Below are 18,475 nucleotides of genomic sequence, written 5' to 3'. Positions count from 1 at the left end.
GCCAAGCATTATTACCGCCATTCCTTATTTGGCGGGCTAGCTGACGACTGCACCCAACCCGCCCTAGAGGCGGGTTTTTTCTTTCTGTCTCCAGGGTTCTGCCCCAACCAGGAGACCGCCATGACCGCAACCCCCACCGACCAAGCCCTGCTGGAACACTACGTCAAAAAAATCCTCGCCGCGCCGGTCTACGAATTGGCCGTGCGCACGCCACTGCAAGCGGCCCCTGCGTTGTCCGAAGCCTTGGGCAACCTGATCCTGCTCAAGCGCGAAGATTTGCAGCCGACTTTTTCCTTCAAGATCCGCGGCGCCTACAACAGACTGGTCCAATTGACCCCCGAACAGCGGGCTCGTGGCGTCATCACCGCCTCGGCTGGCAATCATGCCCAGGGCGTGGCGCTGGCGGCGCGGGAGTTGGGGATCTCGGCCACGATCGTCATGCCCTTGACCAGCCCGCAATTGAAGGTGCTCGGCGTACGCAACCGGGGCGCCGAAGCGTTGCTGCACGGGGAGAGTTTTCCGTATGCCCTGGAGTACGCGCTGGACCTGGCCCGGCAGACCGGACGGGAATTCGTGTCGCCTTTCGATGATCCGGATGTGATCGCGGGGCAGGGCACCGTTGCCATGGAAATCCTGCGCCAGCACCCAGGCCGGCTGGATGCGATTTTTGTCCCGGTCGGCGGCGGTGGGCTGATCGCCGGAATTGCGGCGTATGTCAAATACCTGCGACCGGAAGTGCGCATCATTGGTGTCGAATCGCAACACTCCGCCTGTTTGCAGGCGGCGTTGGTGGCCGGGGAGCGGGTGACGCTGCCAAGTGTCGGAACCTTCGCCGATGGTGTGGCCGTGGCGCAGATCGGCGCCCATGGCTTCGAAATCTGCCGTTTCTGCGTCGATGAGGTCATGACCGTCAGCAACGACCAACTTTGCGCGGCGATCAAGGACATCTATGACGACACCCGCTCAATCACCGAACCCTCCGGCGCCCTCGCGGTGGCTGGCATCAAGCAGTACGTGGCCCGAACCGGGGCCCGAGGTCAAACCCTGGTGGCGATCGATTCCGGGGCCAATATCAACTTCGACAGTTTGCGTTATGTGGCCGAGCGTGCGGCGGAGGGCGTGATTTGAGTTTTTACTGCCTGTCACACTTTTTTTGAACGAGGCGACGGATGCCCGCTCCCCCTGCTGCAATAGGGTCTACTCTAGCTTTCGACAGGAGAAAAGCGATTGCAGCTTGCATGGTTTTTTTACCGTTACCTTGCATTCTGCACGACCGGTCCGGCGCCAGGCGAAGCTAAGTATTTGATTTGAGTCAAGCCAGGGCGTCGTGAGTTCAGGCATGTTATTTGCGGGATGATTCAGGAGTTCGCTTAATGGGGCTCATTTATTAGAAACGCCAAAAACGAACGACACGGTATTCGCAGTCCCAGTCCGCATGGAAGAAACGGACGAAAAGAATGCCGCCGTTGTGTACATGAATTGGCCGCCTCAACAGGAGAGAGTTGCCATGTTTTTATCTGCCCTCGAAATGCGAAATATCATTGAAAGCAGCTTGTTGCCCAAGCGCTCGCAATGCACCTTGTCACCCGATTTGTCGATGACCATCAAAATCTACGACGATCATGAAACCGACCGCGTGGCCCTGGTCAAAACGGGCATCGATGCTCAGAAACTCACAGGTTGCCGTGCAATCAACGACCTGATTGCCGAACTGCGCACCGAACTTGACCACAACCAGCACCACAATCCCGTCGGCAATCATTTTCATCATTTACATCGGATGACCGGGCGTTAAACCACGCGCTCCGTTCAATCACATCAACGCCTGGCCCGGCCATTGTCCGAGCCGGGCGTTGTTTTGTTCGCAATTCGCGGGCTGGAGCCCTCAGCTCAATTGTTGCCGGTAAGGCAGGTCTGGCCCGGTCTTTGCGCAGGTCAGCGCTGCGGCGCGTATCGCGAAATCGAGCATGGCGCTGATCTGATCGCGGGTCAGGGTGTTCAGGCCTTCGACCGAATCCAATTGCTGTTCGGTGAGCCAGGTAATCAATGCGGCCTGGAAGGTGTCGCCCGCGCCCACAGTGTCGGCGATCTTTACCGAGCAGGCGGGCATCGTCCATGTGCCGTGGCGGCGACTGAACACCGTGGCGCCCTGGCCACCGCGGGTCAGGAACACCAGTTGGCAACGGTGCTGCAGCCAGCCATCAATCACTGCTTGCGGTTCAAGCTCGGGGTAGAGCAGGCTCAGGTCTTCGTCGCTCACCTTGATCAGGTCGGCATATTGCACCAGTGTTGCGATCCGCGAGCGCCACAGTTCGATATCTGGCTGCGGGTTGAGGCGCACGTTCGGATCGAGGCTGATCAGACGCTTGCCGCTCTCGCGCTGCACCAGGGCCAGCAGGGTGTCGGCAATCGGCTGGACCACCAGGGAGAACGAGCCGAAATGCAAGCCGCGCACCTCCGGGCCCAACGTCGGCAGGTGAGCCTGGCTCAATTGCCGGTCCGCGCAGCCTTCGCCGCGAAAGCTGTAGTGGGGCGAGCCGTTGGCGCCGACGGCGACCATCGCGAGGGTCGTCGGTGCGTCAAAGTCCATGAGGTATCGGGCGCTGACACCTTCGTTGAGCAGCACTTGCTGCAAGCGTCGGCCAAGGTAGTCGGTGGATAACCCGGCAAACAGTGCGGACTCGACGCCCAGGCGCCGCAACCCTACCGCCACATTGAACGGCGAACCGCCGGCAATGGCCTTGAAGTTCACTTGCGAGGCCGGACCACCCGTCTCGGTTTCACTGAAAAAATCAAATAGCGCTTCACCACACACCAAATACATAGTTTCCCGCTCTCAAAGGGTTGCGACGTGTTGTCGATACTGTTCATACGCTTGTTGGGAGGCCGCGACGTGCTCGGCGATGGGCCGGGTTTCACTGCCCAGGTCAAGCTTGACGCAGCGCTCGCACAGTTCGGCCAGGTGTTCTTGCGTGCCTGAATGGCACCATGCTGCCTGAATCGCCGCGCCCAGGGCAGCGGCCTCGCTCTGTTGGGTGCAGATGACCGTGGTATTCATGATGTCGGCGACGATCTGCCGCCACACCGGGCTCTTCGAGCCGCCGCCGATCAGGCGGATACTCAGGGCCTCAAGCCCGTTGGCCCGCAGCAGGTCCAGGCCGTAGCGCAAGCCGAAGGTCGTGCCTTCGACCACGGCGCGGCACAGATTGGCCCGCGTCAGGTTGGTGGTCGTCAGGCCCAGCAGGCTGCCGGTGGCATGGGGCAGGGCGGGAACGCGCTCGCCGTTGAGAAACGGCAGCATGCACACGCCCTCGGCGCCAATCGGGGCCTGGGCCACCAGGGCGTTGAAGGCGGCGATGTCCAGCTCCAGCAACTCGCATATCGCCCCGGTGGCATTGGTCAGGTTCATGGTGCAGATCAGCGGCAGCCAGCCACCGCTGGAAGAGCAGAAGGTCGCCACCGAAGCCTCTGGGCTGACCGCAGGTTCTGCGGCATAGGCGTAGACCGTGCCGGAGGAGCCGAGGCTCATGGTGATCACGCCGGGCTGGATGTTACCGGTGCCGATGGCGCCCATCATGTTGTCGCCGCCACCGCTTGCCACCACCGCATCCGGGTTGATGCCCAGGTGCGCGGCGATGGCCGGGAGAATCCGGCCGACCGGCTGATGGGCCTCGATCAGTTCCGGCAACGCCGCTTGCAAGCGCCCGCTCGGGTCGATGTGCTGCAGCAACGCTACATCCCATTGGCGGGTGCGAACGTTGAAATAACCGGTGCCCGAGGCGTCGCCATATTCGCTGCAATGGCGGCCGGTCAGCCAATGATTCAGGAAGTCGTGGGGCAGCAGGATGCTGTTGATGCGGGCGAAAACCTCAGGATGCTGTTCGCGGGTCCACAACAGCTTGGATACCGTGTAACCGGGGGCGATGACTACACCGAGGCGTTCCAGGGAAGCGTTTTCTCCACCCAGGTGCGCCAGGAGTCGATCGTTTTCAGCGGTGGTTTCGGTGTCGCACCACAGTTTGGCCGGGCGCAGGACCTGGCCTTGCTCATCGAGCAAGACCAGGCCGTGCTGCTGGCCGGAGACGCCAATGCCGAGGATGGCCTGGCCATCGACCCCAGCGGCGGCCAGCGCCTGATGGGTCGCCTGGGTGAACGCGTCCAGCCATTGCTGGGTGTCTTGTTCACGGCATCCGTTGGGGCCGCTGATCATGCTGTGGGCCGCGGCACCCTGGCCCAGGACTTGACCGGTGGTGGTGTCCAGGACAAGCGCCTTGGTGCCTTGGGTGCCGCAGTCGATGCCTAGGAACAGTTGTTGGTTTGCCATAAAAATCCTTGGTCGTCAGATCAATATCCGCAAGAAATAGCCGCTCGGTCAAACAATGCTCAGGCAAACACAAAACCCGTGGCGAGGGAGCTTGCTCCCTCGCCACAACGGCAGACCGCAGTTCAGTCCGAGTCAGCCAACACCCGCTCAAGCGTCCGTGTAACGCCGTGCTCGCGCAAGCTGTTGCAGCACCATTCGAATGCTGCCACGAACTCTGGCGAACGGGGGATGGCGGTGCCAAAGATTTCTTCCACTTCGAGCAACCGCTGGGTCACCAGCGCATCGTCAGCCACCAGCGCCTGGCAGAACGCCGCCCGTGGGTCCGGGATCGAATAGGTCAGACCATTCTCGTCCACGCCTTTGAGGTACACGGCCCAGGCCGCCACCACCAGCGCCGCGCGGCGGGTTTGGCCACCGTCGGCAATCAAGCGGTTGATCGTCGGCACGGTGAATTTCGGAAATTTCGACGAACCGTCCGAACACACCCGTTCCAACTGGTCGGCGATGGCCTGGTTGGAGAAACGCGCCACCAGGGTGTTCTTGTAGTCGGTCAGGTCGATGCCGGGTACCGGCGCCAGTTGCGGCGTTACATCCAGGTCCATGTAGGCGCGCATATAGCGCACGAACAGTGGGTCGTTCATGGTCTCGTGGACGAAACGATAGCCCTTGAGGAATCCCAGATACGTCAGCGCCAGGTGACTGCCGTTGAGCAGCTTGATCTTCATCTCTTCGTAGGGTGAAACGTCATCGGTGAACTGCACACCGACCTTTTCCCAGGCCGGGCGTCCGTTGACGAATTTGTCTTCCAGCACCCATTGCACGAAGGGTTCGCAGACCACTGGCCAGGCGTCGTCAATGCCGTGTTCGTCATGCAGTTGCAGGCGATGGGCGACACTGGTCATCGGCGTGATGCGGTCGACCATGGCGTTGGGAAAGCTGACGTTGTGGTCGATCCAATGCCCCAGTTCAGCATCGCGCAACGCGGCGAACGCCAGTAATGCCTTGCGGGTTACGGCGCCGTTGTGGGGCAGGTTATCGCAGGACATCAGGGTAAACGCCGGGGTGCCGGCGGCGCGGCGCTTGGCCAGGGCGGCGCAAAGGAAGCCAAATACTGTTTTTGGATCGTCGGGATGGGCCAGGTCGTGCTGGATCTGCGGCAGGTGGGCCATGAACTCGCCGTTGCTGTCGTCGATGCAGTAGCCGCCTTCGGTGATGGTCAGCGAGACAATGCGGATGTGCGGATCGGCGAGTTTGTCGATCAGCGCCTGGGCGCCGTCTTCGGCCAGCAGCATGTCGGCGATGGCGCCGATTACCCGGACTTCGGTGTCGTCGGTATCGCCCAATTCATACAGCGTGAAGAGGTAGTCCTGGCCGGCCAGGTCGTCCCGGGCACGGCGGTCTTCAGCGCGCAAGCCGACGCCGCAGATGGCCCAATCCAAGTCAGCGCCGGTGTTCATCAGCGCATCGGTGTAGTACGCCTGGTGAGCGCGGTGGAAACCGCCGACCCCAATGTGGGCAATACCCTGGCGAATCTCGCTCAAGGAGTAGGCGGGCAGGGCGATCTCAGGCTTGAGGTGGTGCAGGTTCTGTCGGTTGAGTTTCATCACAAGTCTCGGCAATCAGGCGGCGGCGCGTAGCGCACGGGTGACCGCTACGCCTTCGGCATCGAATAGGTGGCAGTGCTCGGCGTCCAGGTGCAGGCTCAGTTGCTCGCCGAATTGGCTCGCCAGGTCTCCGCGAACGCGCATGGTCAAGGCTTCGCCGGACGCGGTCACGACGTGGCAGAAGGTGTCGCTGCCCAGGCGTTCGCTGACATCGGCGGTGACTTGCAACGTGCAATCGCCCGGTTGTGCCAGGTTCAGGTGCTCCGGACGAATCCCCAGGGTCACCGCGCCGCCGACGCTCAAGTTGGCCCCGCTCAACGGCAAGCTGATACGGGTTCCGGCGTCCAACAGGACTTCACAACCCTGGCTGTCCAGGCGCGTAACCTTGCCTTTGAGGAAGCCCATTTTCGGCGTGCCGAGGAACCCGGCGACAAACAGATTGGCCGGTTGGTGATACAGCTCCAGCGGCGAGCCGACCTGCTCGATGCGCCCGCCATTGAGCACCACCACCTTGTCGGCCAGGGTCATGGCTTCGACCTGGTCGTGGGTCACGTAGATCATGGTCGCTTGCAACTCCTTGTGCAGCCGGGCCAGTTCCAGGCGCATCTGTACGCGAAGGGCGGCGTCAAGGTTGGACAAGGGTTCGTCGAACAGGAAGATTTTCGGGTTGCGCACGATGGCCCGGCCAATTGCCACACGCTGGCGCTGGCCGCCAGACAGTTGCTTGGGCTTACGCTCGAGCATTGGCCCCAGTTCGAGGATGCGTGCCGCTTCGTTGACCTTCTTCTCGACCTCGGCCTTGGGCACGCCGGCCAGGTCCAGGGCGAAGGACATGTTCTTGCGCACGCTCATGTGCGGGTACAGGGCGTAGGTCTGGAACACCATCGCCAGGTCGCGTTTGGCCGGGCTGACTTCGGTGATGTCCCGGCCGTCCAGTTCGATGGTGCCGTCGCTGACTTCTTCCAGGCCGGCAATCAGCCGCAGCAGCGTGGATTTGCCACAGCCCGACGGGCCGACGAAAACCACGAATTCCTTGTCGTTCACTTCCAGGTCGATGCCTTTGATGATGGAAAAGCCTTCGAAGCCTTTTTGCAGGTTCTTGATTTTCAGGTTGGCCATGATGATGGGCCTCCACTTCTGAGTAGTGTGTAGAGCGCGTTATTTCACGGCGCCAAAGGACAAACCGCGCACCAGCTGTTTCTGGCTGATCCAGCCAAAAATCAGGATCGGCGCGCAGGCCAGGGTCGAGACGGCCGACAATTTGGCCCAGAACAGACCTTCGGGGCTTGAGTAAGAGGCGATCAATGCCGTCAGTGGCGCGGCTTTGGACGATGTGAGGTTCAGTGACCAGAAGGCCTCGTTCCAGCACAGGATCAGCGACAGCAGCACGGTGGACGCCAGGCCGCCCTTGGCAATCGGCAGCAGCACGCGGACCATTTCCTGCCACAGCGTGGCGCCATCCAGACGCGCGGCTTCGAGGATGTCGCGGGGAATGTCCTTGAAGTAGGTGTAAATCATCCAGACCACAATCGGCAGGTTGATCAACGTGTAGATGATGATCAGCGCTATCCGGGTGTCCAACAGGCCAAAACTCTTGGCCAGCAGGTAGATCGGCATCAGCACGCCTACCGGTGGCAGCATCTTGGTGGAGAGCATCCACAGCAGCGTGCCTTTGGTGCGCTGGGTTTCGTAGAACGCCATGGAGTAGGCCGCCGGCACCGCGATCAGCAGGCACAGGGCGGTGGCACTGAAGGAAATCACCACCGAGTTCCAGGCAAAACTGAAGTAGTCGCTGCGCTCGTTGATGTGCAGGTAGTTTTCCAGCGTCGGGGTGAAGATGAATTGCGGTGGTGTGGCGAAGGCATCGATTTCGGTCTTGAAACTGGTCAGCACCATCCAGAAGATCGGGAAGAAAATCAGGATCGCGATGGCCCAGGCCAGTGTGCCCAGCAGCAGGCTTTGCAGCCGGCGGGATTGTTGAAGAGTCATGGCGGCGGCCTCAGTGCTTGTCGGTGAGGTTTTTGCCGATCATCCGGACAAGGATGATGGCGGCGATGTTGGCGATGACCACGGCAATCAGGCCACCGGCCGACGCCATGCCGACGTCGAACTGCACCAGCGCCTGGTTGTAGATCAGGTAGGCGAGGTTGGTCGAGGCGTAGCCAGGGCCACCGTTGGTGGTGGTGAAAATCTCGGCGAACACCGACAGCAGGAAAATCGTCTCGATCATCAGTACCACGGCAATCGGGCGGGCCAGGTGCGGCAAGGTCAGGTGCCAGAAAATCGCGATGGGACCGGCGCCATCCAGGCGCGCGGCTTCTTTCTGCTCCTGGTCGAGGGACTGCATGGCGGTCATCAGGATCAGGATCGCGAAGGGCAACCATTGCCAGGACACAATGATGATGATCGACAGCAGCGGGTAATGGGCCAGCCAGTCCACCGGTTGCGCGCCGAACAGTTTCCACACCGAGGCGAGGATCCCCGAGACCGGGTGGAAAATCAGGTTCTTCCAGATCAGCGCGCCCACGGTGGGCATGATGAAGAAGGGCGAGATCAACAGTACACGTACGATGCCGCGACCGAAAAACTCACTGGCCTCCAGCAGCGCGCTGATCAACACCCCGAGCACGATACTGATCAGCAACACGCTGCCCACCAGCAACAGGGTGTTGGTGGCGCCGGGCATGAAACCCGAATCGGTGAGGAAATAAGTGAAATTCTCCAGTCCCACGAATTCGTTTTCGCCGGGATAGAGCAGGTTGTAGCGGATCAGCGAGAAATAGACGGTCATGCCCAGCGGCACGATCATCCACAGCAGCAATAAGGCGACCGAAGGGCTGACCAGGAACCAGCCGGGGTTGGCCAGGCGGAGCTTGCGCGCCGGTGGGGCGATCTCGATGGGTGCTTTGGCGGTTGTCGTTGAACTATTCATGGCATTGAACCGATTTTGTGCAGGCCTACGAAAATCCCCTGTGGGAACGGGCTTGCTCGCGAATAGAGCAGCACATCCAACATCAATGTGACTGACAGATCGCTTTCGCGAGCAAGCCCGCTCCCACAAAAGGAAGAGCGGCGGCGCGGGTTACTTGGGATACCCAGCGCGTTTCATCTCGCGTTCGGTGGTGGACTGCGCGGCGGTCAACGCCTGGTCCACGGTCTGCTGGCCGGTCAGCGCGCCCGCAAAGAATTTGCCTACCTGGGTGCCGATGGCCTGGAACTCGGGAATGGTCACCAACTGGATGCCGATGTAGGGCACAGGTTTGAGGGTTGGCGCTTTCGGGTCGGCGACTTTCAACGATTCCAGGGTCACCTTGGCAAACGGCGCGGCCTTTATGTAGTCGTCGCTGTAGGTCGAGGTGCGTGTTCCTGGCGGTACGTTGGCAATGCCGTCGGTCTTGGCGACCAATTGGCCGTACTCCTTGGAAGTCGCCCACGTGGTAAAGACCGTGGCGGCGTCCTTGGCTTTGGAACTGGTGGGGATGGCCAGCGACCAGGAGTACATCCACGAGGTGCCTTTGTCGGTTTTTTCGTGGGGGGCGAAGGTGAATCCAACGTGATCGGCCACCTTGCTCTGGGTCTTGTCGGTGACGAACGAACCGGCGACGCTGGCATCGACCCAGATCGCGCATTTGCCGCTGTTGAACAGCGCCAGGTTTTCGTTGAAACCGTTGCTGGAAGCACCCGGCGGGCCGGATTTCTTCATGTTGTCGACGTAGAAGTTGAGTGCGTCTTTCCACTCGGGCCCATTGAATTGCGGCTGCCACTTCTCATCGAACCAGCGCGCGCCATAACCGTTGGCCAGGGTGGTGATGAGCGCCATGTTCTCGCCCCAACCGGCTTTGCCCCGCAGGCACAGGCCATATTGTTCCTTGCTCTTGTCGGTGAGTTTTTCTGCGAACTCACCGATCTGGGTCCAGGTCGGGTGTTCGGGCATGGTCAGCCCGGCATTCTTGAACAGGTCGGTGCGGTAATACGTGATCGAACTTTCGGCATAGAACGGCAGGGCGTAGAGCGTGCCTTTGACTGACAGACCTTCGCGTACCGATGGGAATATATCGTCGAGGGCGTAACTGGCCGGCAGATCCTTCATCGGCTCCAGCCAGCCCTTGGCGCCCCAGAGTGCGGCTTCGTACATGCCAATGGTCAGCACGTCGAACTGGCCGCCCTGGGTGGCGATGTCGGTGGTCAGGCGCTGGCGCAGCACGTTTTCTTCGAGCACCACCCAGTTCAGCTTGATATCCGGGTGCTCGGCCTCGAAGGTTTTCGAGAGCTTTTGCATGCGGATCATGTCGCTATTGTTGACGGTGGCAATGGTGAGGGTCTGTGCGCCGAAACTGACGCTGCTGAGGGTCATGCAGGTGGAGACAAGCAGAGCTTTTACCGAAGGTTTCATCGCGCACTCCTTTTCCGCGCCCGGAAGGCTGCAGAAGGACAGTTATTGTTTTTGTGTCTTCCGAATGAAGGGAAGAATGTGCGCTGATTACAGCCCTCTATGGACGGCGTGACAAATCATCCGTCGCACTTATGCTGATACTTTTTTGCACTGATGAAGATTCAGGCCAAACAAAGAACCCCGTGGCGAGGGGATTTATCTCCGCTTTGTGGGAGCAAGCTTTGCTCCCACATAAATCCCGCCACAGGATCATTCGAGCGTGTCAGCCCTGGTTCTGCTCGGTCAAGCGCTGTACCGCCAGCCGCCGGTAGTGGGAAGGGGTCATGCCCTTGAGCTGCTGGAAACGCCGGTTGAAGTTGGAGATGTTGTTGAAACCGGATTCAAAGCACACGTCCGTCACCGGTTTATCGCCATCGGCCAGCAATTCGCAGGATTTGCTGATGCGCAGCCGATTGACGAATTCGATGAAACACCGCCCGGTGGCCTGTTTGAACACCCGGCTGAAGTAGGTGGGTTTCATGCCCAGGTGCTCGGCGACTTCTTCCAGGGACAGTTCCCGGGCGTAATGGGCGAAAATGTAATCCACCGCCCGGTTGGTGCGGTCGATGCTGTGTTCGTCCGCCGTTTGCGGGGCCGTGGCGCCGGAGAGCAGTTGATAGTCATCCGTGGCGGCCAGCAGCTCCATCAGAATGAAAAAATGCCCCAGGCGGCTCATGCCCCGGGAGTCGGCGATGCGCTGCATCAGGATCATGGCCTGGCGGATGGTGCGCTTGCAGCGAAATTCGATACCGTACTGGGCGCGTTCAAGCAGCGGCGCGACGGTCTTGAGCTCGGCAAACACTTGATGGCCGCTTTCGAACAATTCGTCGGTGAAATTCACCAGCATGTCGCGCTTGGGCACCACTTCGTCTTCGGCCACCTGGCTGATCCAGTTGTGGGGCAGGTTGGGGCCGGTGAGAAACAGCGACTGCGGATAGAAGTTGCCGATGTAATCGCCAATGAACACCTTGCCGGAACTGGCGACGATCAGGTGCAGCTCGTATTCCTTGTGGAAATGCCAACGCACCAGTGGGCAGGGGAAACCGTGCTGACGGTAGATGATGGACAGCCCGTTATGGTCGTCCATCAACTCGTAGGAAGGATCGGTGATTCGCGCTGTTCGGGTCATGTGCCTGACGTCTTTTGTTGTTATCGCCGCTGAATAATGCCCCCATCGCCGCACAGGTGCCACCCTGATTGGGGAGGTGGCACTTACGCCCCTAGGCGTTGCGGTTCTTTTCTTCGATCCACTGGGACATGTATTGGGTGCTCTTGTGCTGGTGGTGACGCAGCATGCTGCCGGTGAAATTGTCCCGGCGTCGTTGCGCAAGCTCGGCCCGGCAGGCCGTGATGCTTTCAATCAGCGTCGGGCCGTGTACCTGACGCTGGTAACGGTTCGCCAGCAAGGCCAGGCCGGCATCCTGGGCCTCGGTCCAGCGCACCGGGTCGCAGTACAACTGCACGGCGGCGCGGGCGATGTCTTCGGCGCTTTGGGCAATCGACCCGGGCCAGGGCAGTTCGCCGTACATGGCTTCGGCGCCGATGGGCGTGGTGACGTTGGGCGTGCCGCAGAGCATGGCTTCGATCAGTTTGCCCTTGATGCCGGCGCCAAAACGCAAGGGTGCCAGGCAGACCCGTGCCGCCGACATCACCTGCAAGGCGTCTTCGGCCCAGTTCATGATGTGGAAACCCTGGGCCGGGTTGTGCAACGCGGCAGCCTTGGGCGGGGTGTAGGCGCCGTATAGATGCAGTTGCGCACCGGGCAGTTGTTGGCGGATCAGCGGCCAGATGGCGTTTTTCATCCAGAGCACCGCGTCCCAGTTCGGCGCATGGCGGAAGTTGCCGATGCTCAAGAAGTGCGCCCGCTCTTCGAACGGCACGAGTGGTTCACTCGGCAGGTCGAGCATCAACGGGCACCAGAGCAGCAGGCTGCGGGGCAGTTTGAAGTGTTCCACCAGCAGTTCGATTTCAACCTCGGACACCATCAGGTTGAGGTCGCAGCGGTACAGGGCGGCGATTTCCCGCTGGGCCAGGTCGGTGCCGGCCATCAGTGCGAACTCTTCATGCAGGGCCGGGGCAAAAACGTCGCTGAAATCCTGGGAAACGTCATCGACCTTCAAGCGATCCTTCAGGCGCTGATGACGGGCGTGGCGTAGGCTCTGCAGGTCGGAAGTCTCCAGCACGCGCAGGGCGTGCGGGCAGTTTTTCTCGACGCGCCAGCCGAATTGTTCTTCCATCATGAACTGGTCGAACAACACGATATCCGGGGCCAACTCACGGATGAACGCATCGAAACGGCTGCTATTGAGCTCGATCGGCACTTCGCGGATGCCCAGCGCGATCAGGTCGGCGCGGTTTTCGCCTGGGTTTGCGGGGCTGCTGAAGGTGATGTCCCAGCCTTGCCCGAGGAAAGTCTCCAGCAGTTGCATGACGTGTCCACCGGCGGCCGATGAGCGCGGCTCGGGCCAGACATAGCCGATAACCAGGACCTTGGTGGCGGAGGGATGAGGCATGGACGGGCGTTTCCTTGGAATGAATCAGCTTGGAGCGAATCAGGCGCAGTCAAGCAGGGGGCGCCGATAGTGACCAAGAATCCGCCTGGGCTCAAGCCAGAATGCTTTTGACCTTGTCACGCAACTGATCGATGGAGAAGGGCTTGCCGATGACTGCCATGCCTTCGGGTATATCGATGCTTTCGGCATAACCGCTGGCAAACAGGATCGCCAGCCCAGGCCGCACCAGGCAGGCCTGCTTCGCCAACTCACGCCCGTCCATTATCGGCAGGCCGACGTCCGTCATCATCAGGGCGATGGGTTGCTCGTCGTCGCGCAGAAACGCCAATGCCTGTTCACAACCGTCCGCTTCCAACACCTGGTATTCCAGCTCTTCCAGTACGTCGACGATCAACATACGCACAATGTCGTCGTCTTCGACGACCAGAATGGTGGGTTGAGTGGCGGGAGCGGGGATGGACATAGTGGCATTCTCAAAATGGGGTCGGGAAGGGCATAAAAAAACCGCCTCATGCATGAGTAAGTGGCAAGGCAGCACAAGTTCCCTGAGTTGTACAAGAAAGGATCTATAGTACAAGAGCTGACAAGGATAGTCGCTTCTTGGCTACAAGGCAGTTCGCCGCAGGATTAGCGTCTTTGTCTCGTCAGAAATGTGGATCCAACCGATGTTTTTCGGGCAGAATCCATGGTTTTCAACTGTCCACCAAGGCCTTTTCCATGACTCCTTCGTCTTCGGTTGACGAGCACAGTTTTCGCAAGCTTTTGAGCCGTAATATCAGCCTGCCGCTGGGCATGGGTGCCCTCAGCGCGGTGTTCTTCATCGTGTTGATCACCTATCTGCTGTCGGTCATTCAATTGGTCGGGCATACCGACCGGGTGATCAATAATGCCAACGAAGCGCTGAAACTGAGCGTGGACCTGGAGACCGGCATGCGTGGCTACCTCCTGAACGGCGATGAGCATTTCCTCGAGCCCTATGAAGTCGCCAAACCGCGGATTGCCGTGGCGCTGGAAACATTGTTGGAATTGACAGCCGACAACCCCATCCAGACCGACCGCCTGCACAAGGTACAAGCGCTTCAGGTGGAATGGGCCAATTACGCCCAGAGCCTGATCGACCTGCAACGCAGCAGCGGCGATTACAGGGGCATAGTGAGGGGTGGGCGCGGCAAACGCCTGACGGACGAGATTCGCAGGACCTTCGAAGACATCGTCGAGACCGAGCAGCACCTGCGCGCGCGGCGCAACGAGGAGGTGCGCGCCACCACCGTCTGGAGCATCGCCCTGTATCTGCTGTTTGTTGCCGCCGTCAGCGGGTTACTGGCCTACGTCGGTCGCCGGGACCTGCTGACCCTGTCCAGCAACTACAGCGCGAGCCTCAAAATCCAGCAGCAGAGCGCCTTGCACCTGGAGAAACAGGCTTGGCTGCGCAATGGCCAGACACTGCTGGCCGAGCAGGTCCTGGGGCAACTGACGCTGAACCTGCTGGGGCGCAATATCCTGCAGTTTTGTGCGCAGTACATGGGTACTGTCGTGGCGGCGCTTTATACGCGGGAGGAGAACGGCCTGCTCAAGCGCGTGGCCACTTATGGCATGTCTCGGGAGGAGGATGAACAGCATCAGGTGATCATCGTCGGTGAAGGCATTGTTGGCCAAGCCGTACAGCAAGGACGTCCGATCCGCCTGGATGATGTGCCCAACGATTACCTGAAAGTCAGCTCGGGACTGGGCCAGGGCTTGCCCAATAGCGTGGTGGTGGTGCCGACCAGCGACGACGACCGGATCAACGGTGTCATCGAACTGGGTTTCCTGCGCCCACTGAGCGAGCGCGACATCGAACTGCTGGAACTGGTGGCTGGCAATATTGGCACCTCCATTGAAGCAGCGCGTTATCGTCAACGCTTGCAGGAGGTGTTGGCCGAGACCCAACAGTTGAACGAAGAGCTGCAAGTCCAGCAGGAAGAGCTCAAGACGGCCAACGAAGAGCTGGAAGAACAATCACGCATCCTCAAGGAATCCCAGGTTCACCTGGAAACCCAGCAACTGGAACTGGAGCAGACCAACGAACAATTGGCGCAGCAGCGCGACATCATGGACCAGAAGAACAGCGAGCTGAACCTGGCCCAGGTCCAATTGCAGGAACGTGCCGAAGAGCTGCAACGTTCGAGCAAGTACAAGTCCGAGTTCCTGGCCAACATGTCCCATGAACTGCGGACACCGCTCAACAGTTCGCTGATCCTCTCCAAGCTGTTGGCGGAGAACCCGCAGCAAAACCTCAGCGAAGAGCAGGTCAAGTTTGCCGAGTCGATCTACTCCGCGGGCAACGACCTGTTGAATCTGATCAACGACATTCTTGATATCTCCAAGGTCGAGGCCGGGAAACTGGAAGTGCGCCCGGAAAACACCAGTGTGCCGCGCTTGGTGGAAGGGTTGCACGATATGTTCAAGCCACTGGCGGCCGAAAAGGGCCTGGGTTTCGAGGTGGAGATGCTGGCTGACGCGCCGGCGATGTTGTACACCGACCGCCAGCGGTTGGAGCAGGTAATCAAGAACCTGTTATCCAACGCCGTGAAGTTCACCGAGCAGGGGGCCGTGCGCCTGTCTGTTGCCGGCCAGCCGGGCTCAGGCATCGCGTTCATGGTGCGCGACTCGGGTATCGGTATCGCCGCCGATCAGCAGCAAAGCATCTTTGAGGCGTTCCGCCAGGCCGATGGCACCACCAACCGCCGTTACGGCGGCACCGGTCTGGGGTTGTCGATTTCCCGCGACCTGGCCACGTTATTGGGTGGTTCGATCTCGGTGACCAGTGAACCGGGGCAGGGCAGTGTGTTTACGCTGGTCTTGCCTGAACGCTATGTCGAGCCGGGGCCAACTCCGGCACAGCCGAGAGTATTCACCCCGACGGCCACCACGTTGGCGCCGACACCTCAGAAACCTGCGCCTGCGCCGCCGATCGCCCAGCTGGACACCTCCATCGCCCGCTTCGCCGATGACCGCGACAAGGCGCCGTTCGACACCCGCTGCATCCTGGTAATCGAAGATGAGTCTGAGTTTGCCCGGATCCTGTTCGACCTGGCCCATGAGCTCGGTTACCAGTGCCTGGTGGCCCACGGCGCCGATGAAGGCTTTGACCTGGCCTTGAAGCTGAGCCCCGACGCTATTCTGCTGGACATGCGCCTGCCGGATCATTCCGGGTTGACGGTATTGCAGCGGCTCAAGGAGCAGGCCGAAACCCGGCATATCCCGGTGCACGTCATTTCCGTCGAGGATCGCGTCGAAGCGGCAATGCACATGGGCGCTGTCGGTTATGCGGTCAAGCCGACCACCCGCGAGGAGCTCAAGGACGTGTTCGCCCGCCTGGAGGCCAAATTGACCCAAAAGGTCAAGCGCGTGCTGCTGGTGGAAGACGACGACTTGCAGCGTGACAGCATTACCCGCCTGATCGGCGACGATGACATCGAAATCACCGCCGTCGGCCTGGCCCAGCAAGCGCTCGACCTGCTGCGCACCAACGTCTATGACTGCATGATCATCGACCTCAAGCTGCCGGACATGCTGGGCAATGACCTGCTCAAGCGCATGTCCACCGAAGAGATCTGTTCGTTCCCTCCGGTGATCGTCTACACCGGGCGCAACCTGACCCGCGACGAAGAGGCCGAGCTGCGCAAGTATTCGCGTTCGATCATCATCAAGGGCGCCCGCTCGCCAGAGCGTCTGCTGGACGAGGTGACACTCTTTTTGCACAAAGTCGAATCCCGGTTGTCCCATGAACGGCAGCGGATGCTCAAGACCGCCCGCAGCCGCGACAAGGTTTTCGAAGGCCGCAAGGTGCTGCTGGTGGACGACGATGTGCGCAACATCTTTGCCCTGACCAGCGCCCTGGAGGCGAAGGGGGCGATCGTGATCATCGGCCGTAACGGCTTTGAGGCGATCGACCGTTTGAATGAAGTCGAAGACATCGACCTGGTGCTGATGGACGTGATGATGCCGGAGATGGACGGTTTTGAAGCCACCGCGTTGATCCGCAAGGATCCGCGCTGGCGCAAGTTACCGATCATTGCCGTGACGGCCAAGGCCATGAAGGATGATCAGGAGCGCTGCCTGGCGGCGGGTTCCAACGATTACCTGGCCAAGCCGATCGACCTGGATCGTCTGTTCTCACTGATTCGCGTGTGGTTGCCGAATATGGAAAGAATTTAGTGGACCGTGACACTGATATTGAACTTCGGTTGTTGATCGAAGCGATCTACCTCAAGTACAGCTACGATTTTCGCGATTACTCTGGTGCGTCCATCAAGCGCCGGGTCCACCATGCGCTGCGCCAGTTCGAGTGCCGGACCATCTCGGCACTGCAGGAGCGCGTGCTGCATGACCCGGGCGCGTTCATGCAGTTGCTGCAACTGCTGACGATTCCGGTCAGCGAGATGTTTCGCGACCCAGCGCATTTCCTGGCGATCCGCGAGGAAGTGGTGCCGCTGCTCAGGACGTATCCGTCGATCAAGATCTGGATCGCCGGGTGCAGCACAGGCGAGGAGGTCTACTCCATGGCGATTCTACTGCGTGAGGAGGGCCTGCTGGATCGCACGCTCATCTATGCCACTGATATCAATCCACGCTCACTGGAAAAAGCCAAGCAAGGCATTTTTTCCCTGGAAAACATACGGGCCTACACCCAAAACTACCAGCGTGCCGGGGGGCGGCAATCGTTTGCCGATTACTACACCGCCGCCTACGATTACGCGATGTTTGATAAAACCCTGCGTGAGAACGTGACCTTTGCCGATCACAGCCTGGCAACGGATAGTGTTTTCTCAGAAACTCAGTTAATTTCATGTCGTAACGTATTGATATATTTCAATAAAAAACTTCAGGATCGTGCGTTTGGATTGTTTCATGAGTCCCTCTGCCACCGCGGTTTCCTGGTGTTGGGCAGCAAGGAGACGCTGGATTTTTCGGCTTATGGCCATCGATTCGACGCGCTGATCAAACAGGAACGGATCTATCGCAAGTTATGAATTACATGATGGACAGATCCAGATCCCGAATCGAGGCCATTGTCGTTGGCGCCTCCGCTGGCGGCGTCGAAGCGCTGCTCAAAGTCTTCGGGTACCTGCGCAAGGGGTTCGGCGTGCCAATCCTGGTGGTGCTGCATTTGCCGGATGAGCGCGATAGCCAACTGGCCAGTGTGTTCGGCCACCGGCTGGCCGTGCCGGTGGAAGAGGCGCGGGACAAGCAGGACGTCGTGCCGGGTACCTTGTACGTGGCATCGCCCGGCTACCACTTGTCGGTCGAGGCCGACCGCAGTTTGTCGTTGAGCCTGGAGGACCCGGTGCACCACTCGCGGCCGTCCATTGATGTGCTGTTCGAGTCGGCCGCTGATGTCTACGGGGCGAACCTGCTGGCGGTGGTCCTCACCGGTGCCAATAGCGACGGCGCCAAGGGGCTGGCCAGGGTCCGGGAGCTGGGCGGCGTCACGGTGGTCCAGGATCCTGACGAAGCACACGTCTCGACCATGCCCGAAGCCGCGCTGGCTCTGCATGAGCCCGACCATATCCTTACTTTGCAAGACATCGGCCAGTTGCTGGCCGGGCTGGAATGAACC

The 18,475-nt window shown here is 60.1% G+C and carries 15 protein-coding genes; 5 read left to right on the top strand and 10 right to left on the bottom strand.

Features of this window, described 5'->3' with window-relative positions:
* The first annotated feature begins 120 nt into the window (after window positions 1–120).
* Window positions 121–1,128, top strand: coding sequence for a threonine ammonia-lyase, biosynthetic (gene ilvA / locus ACWNZ1_RS04920; RefSeq protein WP_135845247.1), 1,008 nt, complete (start codon window positions 121–123; stop codon window positions 1,126–1,128).
* Window positions 1,129–1,507: 379 nt separating this feature from the next.
* Entirely contained in the window at window positions 1,508–1,795 is a 288-nt protein-coding gene (locus ACWNZ1_RS04915) for a DUF1652 domain-containing protein (RefSeq protein ID WP_256452786.1), read from the top strand.
* Window positions 1,796–1,885: 90 nt separating this feature from the next.
* On the opposite strand, the gene ACWNZ1_RS04910 is transcribed toward ACWNZ1_RS04915, so the two are convergent.
* The 10 genes from ACWNZ1_RS04910 to ACWNZ1_RS04865 form a co-directional block, all read right to left on the bottom strand.
* On the bottom strand, window positions 1,886–2,824 hold the full coding sequence (locus tag ACWNZ1_RS04910) for a carbohydrate kinase family protein (protein ID WP_135845249.1): 939 nt from the start codon (window positions 2,822–2,824) through the stop codon (window positions 1,886–1,888).
* A 12-nt stretch (window positions 2,825–2,836) separates the two neighbouring features.
* Window positions 2,837–4,324 (bottom strand): xylulokinase, encoded by a 1,488-nt coding sequence (gene xylB, locus ACWNZ1_RS04905; RefSeq protein ID WP_456027460.1) that lies wholly within the window; start codon window positions 4,322–4,324, stop codon window positions 2,837–2,839.
* Window positions 4,325–4,446: 122 nt separating this feature from the next.
* On the bottom strand, window positions 4,447–5,928 hold the full coding sequence (locus ACWNZ1_RS04900; RefSeq protein ID WP_135845251.1) for a mannitol dehydrogenase family protein: 1,482 nt from the start codon (window positions 5,926–5,928) through the stop codon (window positions 4,447–4,449).
* 15 nt (window positions 5,929–5,943) lie between these two features.
* Entirely contained in the window at window positions 5,944–7,047 is a 1,104-nt protein-coding gene (locus tag ACWNZ1_RS04895; protein WP_135845252.1) for an ABC transporter ATP-binding protein, read from the bottom strand.
* Between the two features lie 39 nt (window positions 7,048–7,086).
* Window positions 7,087–7,917: a carbohydrate ABC transporter permease gene (locus ACWNZ1_RS04890; RefSeq protein ID WP_135845253.1), complete on the bottom strand. Its 831-nt coding sequence runs from the start codon at window positions 7,915–7,917 to the stop codon at window positions 7,087–7,089.
* Between the two features lie 10 nt (window positions 7,918–7,927).
* Window positions 7,928–8,860, bottom strand: a complete 933-nt coding sequence (locus ACWNZ1_RS04885; protein WP_135845254.1) for a carbohydrate ABC transporter permease — start codon at window positions 8,858–8,860, stop codon at window positions 7,928–7,930.
* A gap of 150 nt (window positions 8,861–9,010) precedes the next feature.
* Entirely contained in the window at window positions 9,011–10,321 is a 1,311-nt protein-coding gene (locus ACWNZ1_RS04880) for an ABC transporter substrate-binding protein (protein WP_456027459.1), read from the bottom strand.
* Between the two features lie 262 nt (window positions 10,322–10,583).
* Window positions 10,584–11,489: an AraC family transcriptional regulator gene (locus ACWNZ1_RS04875; protein ID WP_135845256.1), complete on the bottom strand. Its 906-nt coding sequence runs from the start codon at window positions 11,487–11,489 to the stop codon at window positions 10,584–10,586.
* 91 nt (window positions 11,490–11,580) lie between these two features.
* Entirely contained in the window at window positions 11,581–12,873 is a 1,293-nt protein-coding gene (locus tag ACWNZ1_RS04870) for a glycosyltransferase (protein ID WP_456027458.1), read from the bottom strand.
* Between the two features lie 91 nt (window positions 12,874–12,964).
* Window positions 12,965–13,336: a response regulator gene (locus ACWNZ1_RS04865; RefSeq protein WP_135845258.1), complete on the bottom strand. Its 372-nt coding sequence runs from the start codon at window positions 13,334–13,336 to the stop codon at window positions 12,965–12,967.
* A gap of 254 nt (window positions 13,337–13,590) precedes the next feature.
* Between ACWNZ1_RS04865 and ACWNZ1_RS04860 the strand changes: the two genes are divergently transcribed.
* Genes ACWNZ1_RS04860 through ACWNZ1_RS04850 form a run of 3 tightly spaced genes read left to right on the top strand, consistent with a single transcriptional unit; the run spans window position 13,591 to window position 18,472 of the window.
* Window positions 13,591–17,073 (top strand): response regulator, encoded by a 3,483-nt coding sequence (locus ACWNZ1_RS04860; RefSeq protein WP_456027457.1) that lies wholly within the window; start codon window positions 13,591–13,593, stop codon window positions 17,071–17,073.
* Window positions 17,073–17,888 (top strand): CheR family methyltransferase, encoded by an 816-nt coding sequence (locus tag ACWNZ1_RS04855; protein WP_135847986.1) that lies wholly within the window; start codon window positions 17,073–17,075, stop codon window positions 17,886–17,888. The genes ACWNZ1_RS04860 and ACWNZ1_RS04855 overlap by 1 nt, the downstream gene beginning before the upstream one ends.
* Window positions 17,885–18,472 carry a chemotaxis protein CheB gene (locus ACWNZ1_RS04850; RefSeq protein WP_456027456.1) on the top strand — a complete coding sequence of 196 codons (588 nt, stop codon included), beginning with the start codon at window positions 17,885–17,887 and terminating at the stop codon, window positions 18,470–18,472. The genes ACWNZ1_RS04855 and ACWNZ1_RS04850 overlap by 4 nt, the downstream gene beginning before the upstream one ends.
* Window positions 18,473–18,475 lie beyond the last annotated feature (3 nt).

Source organism: Pseudomonas sp. CFBP 5748, from assembly GCF_053850495.1.
Note: the sequence above shows the minus strand (reverse complement) of the source record. Positions and strands in the feature narration are given on the sequence as shown.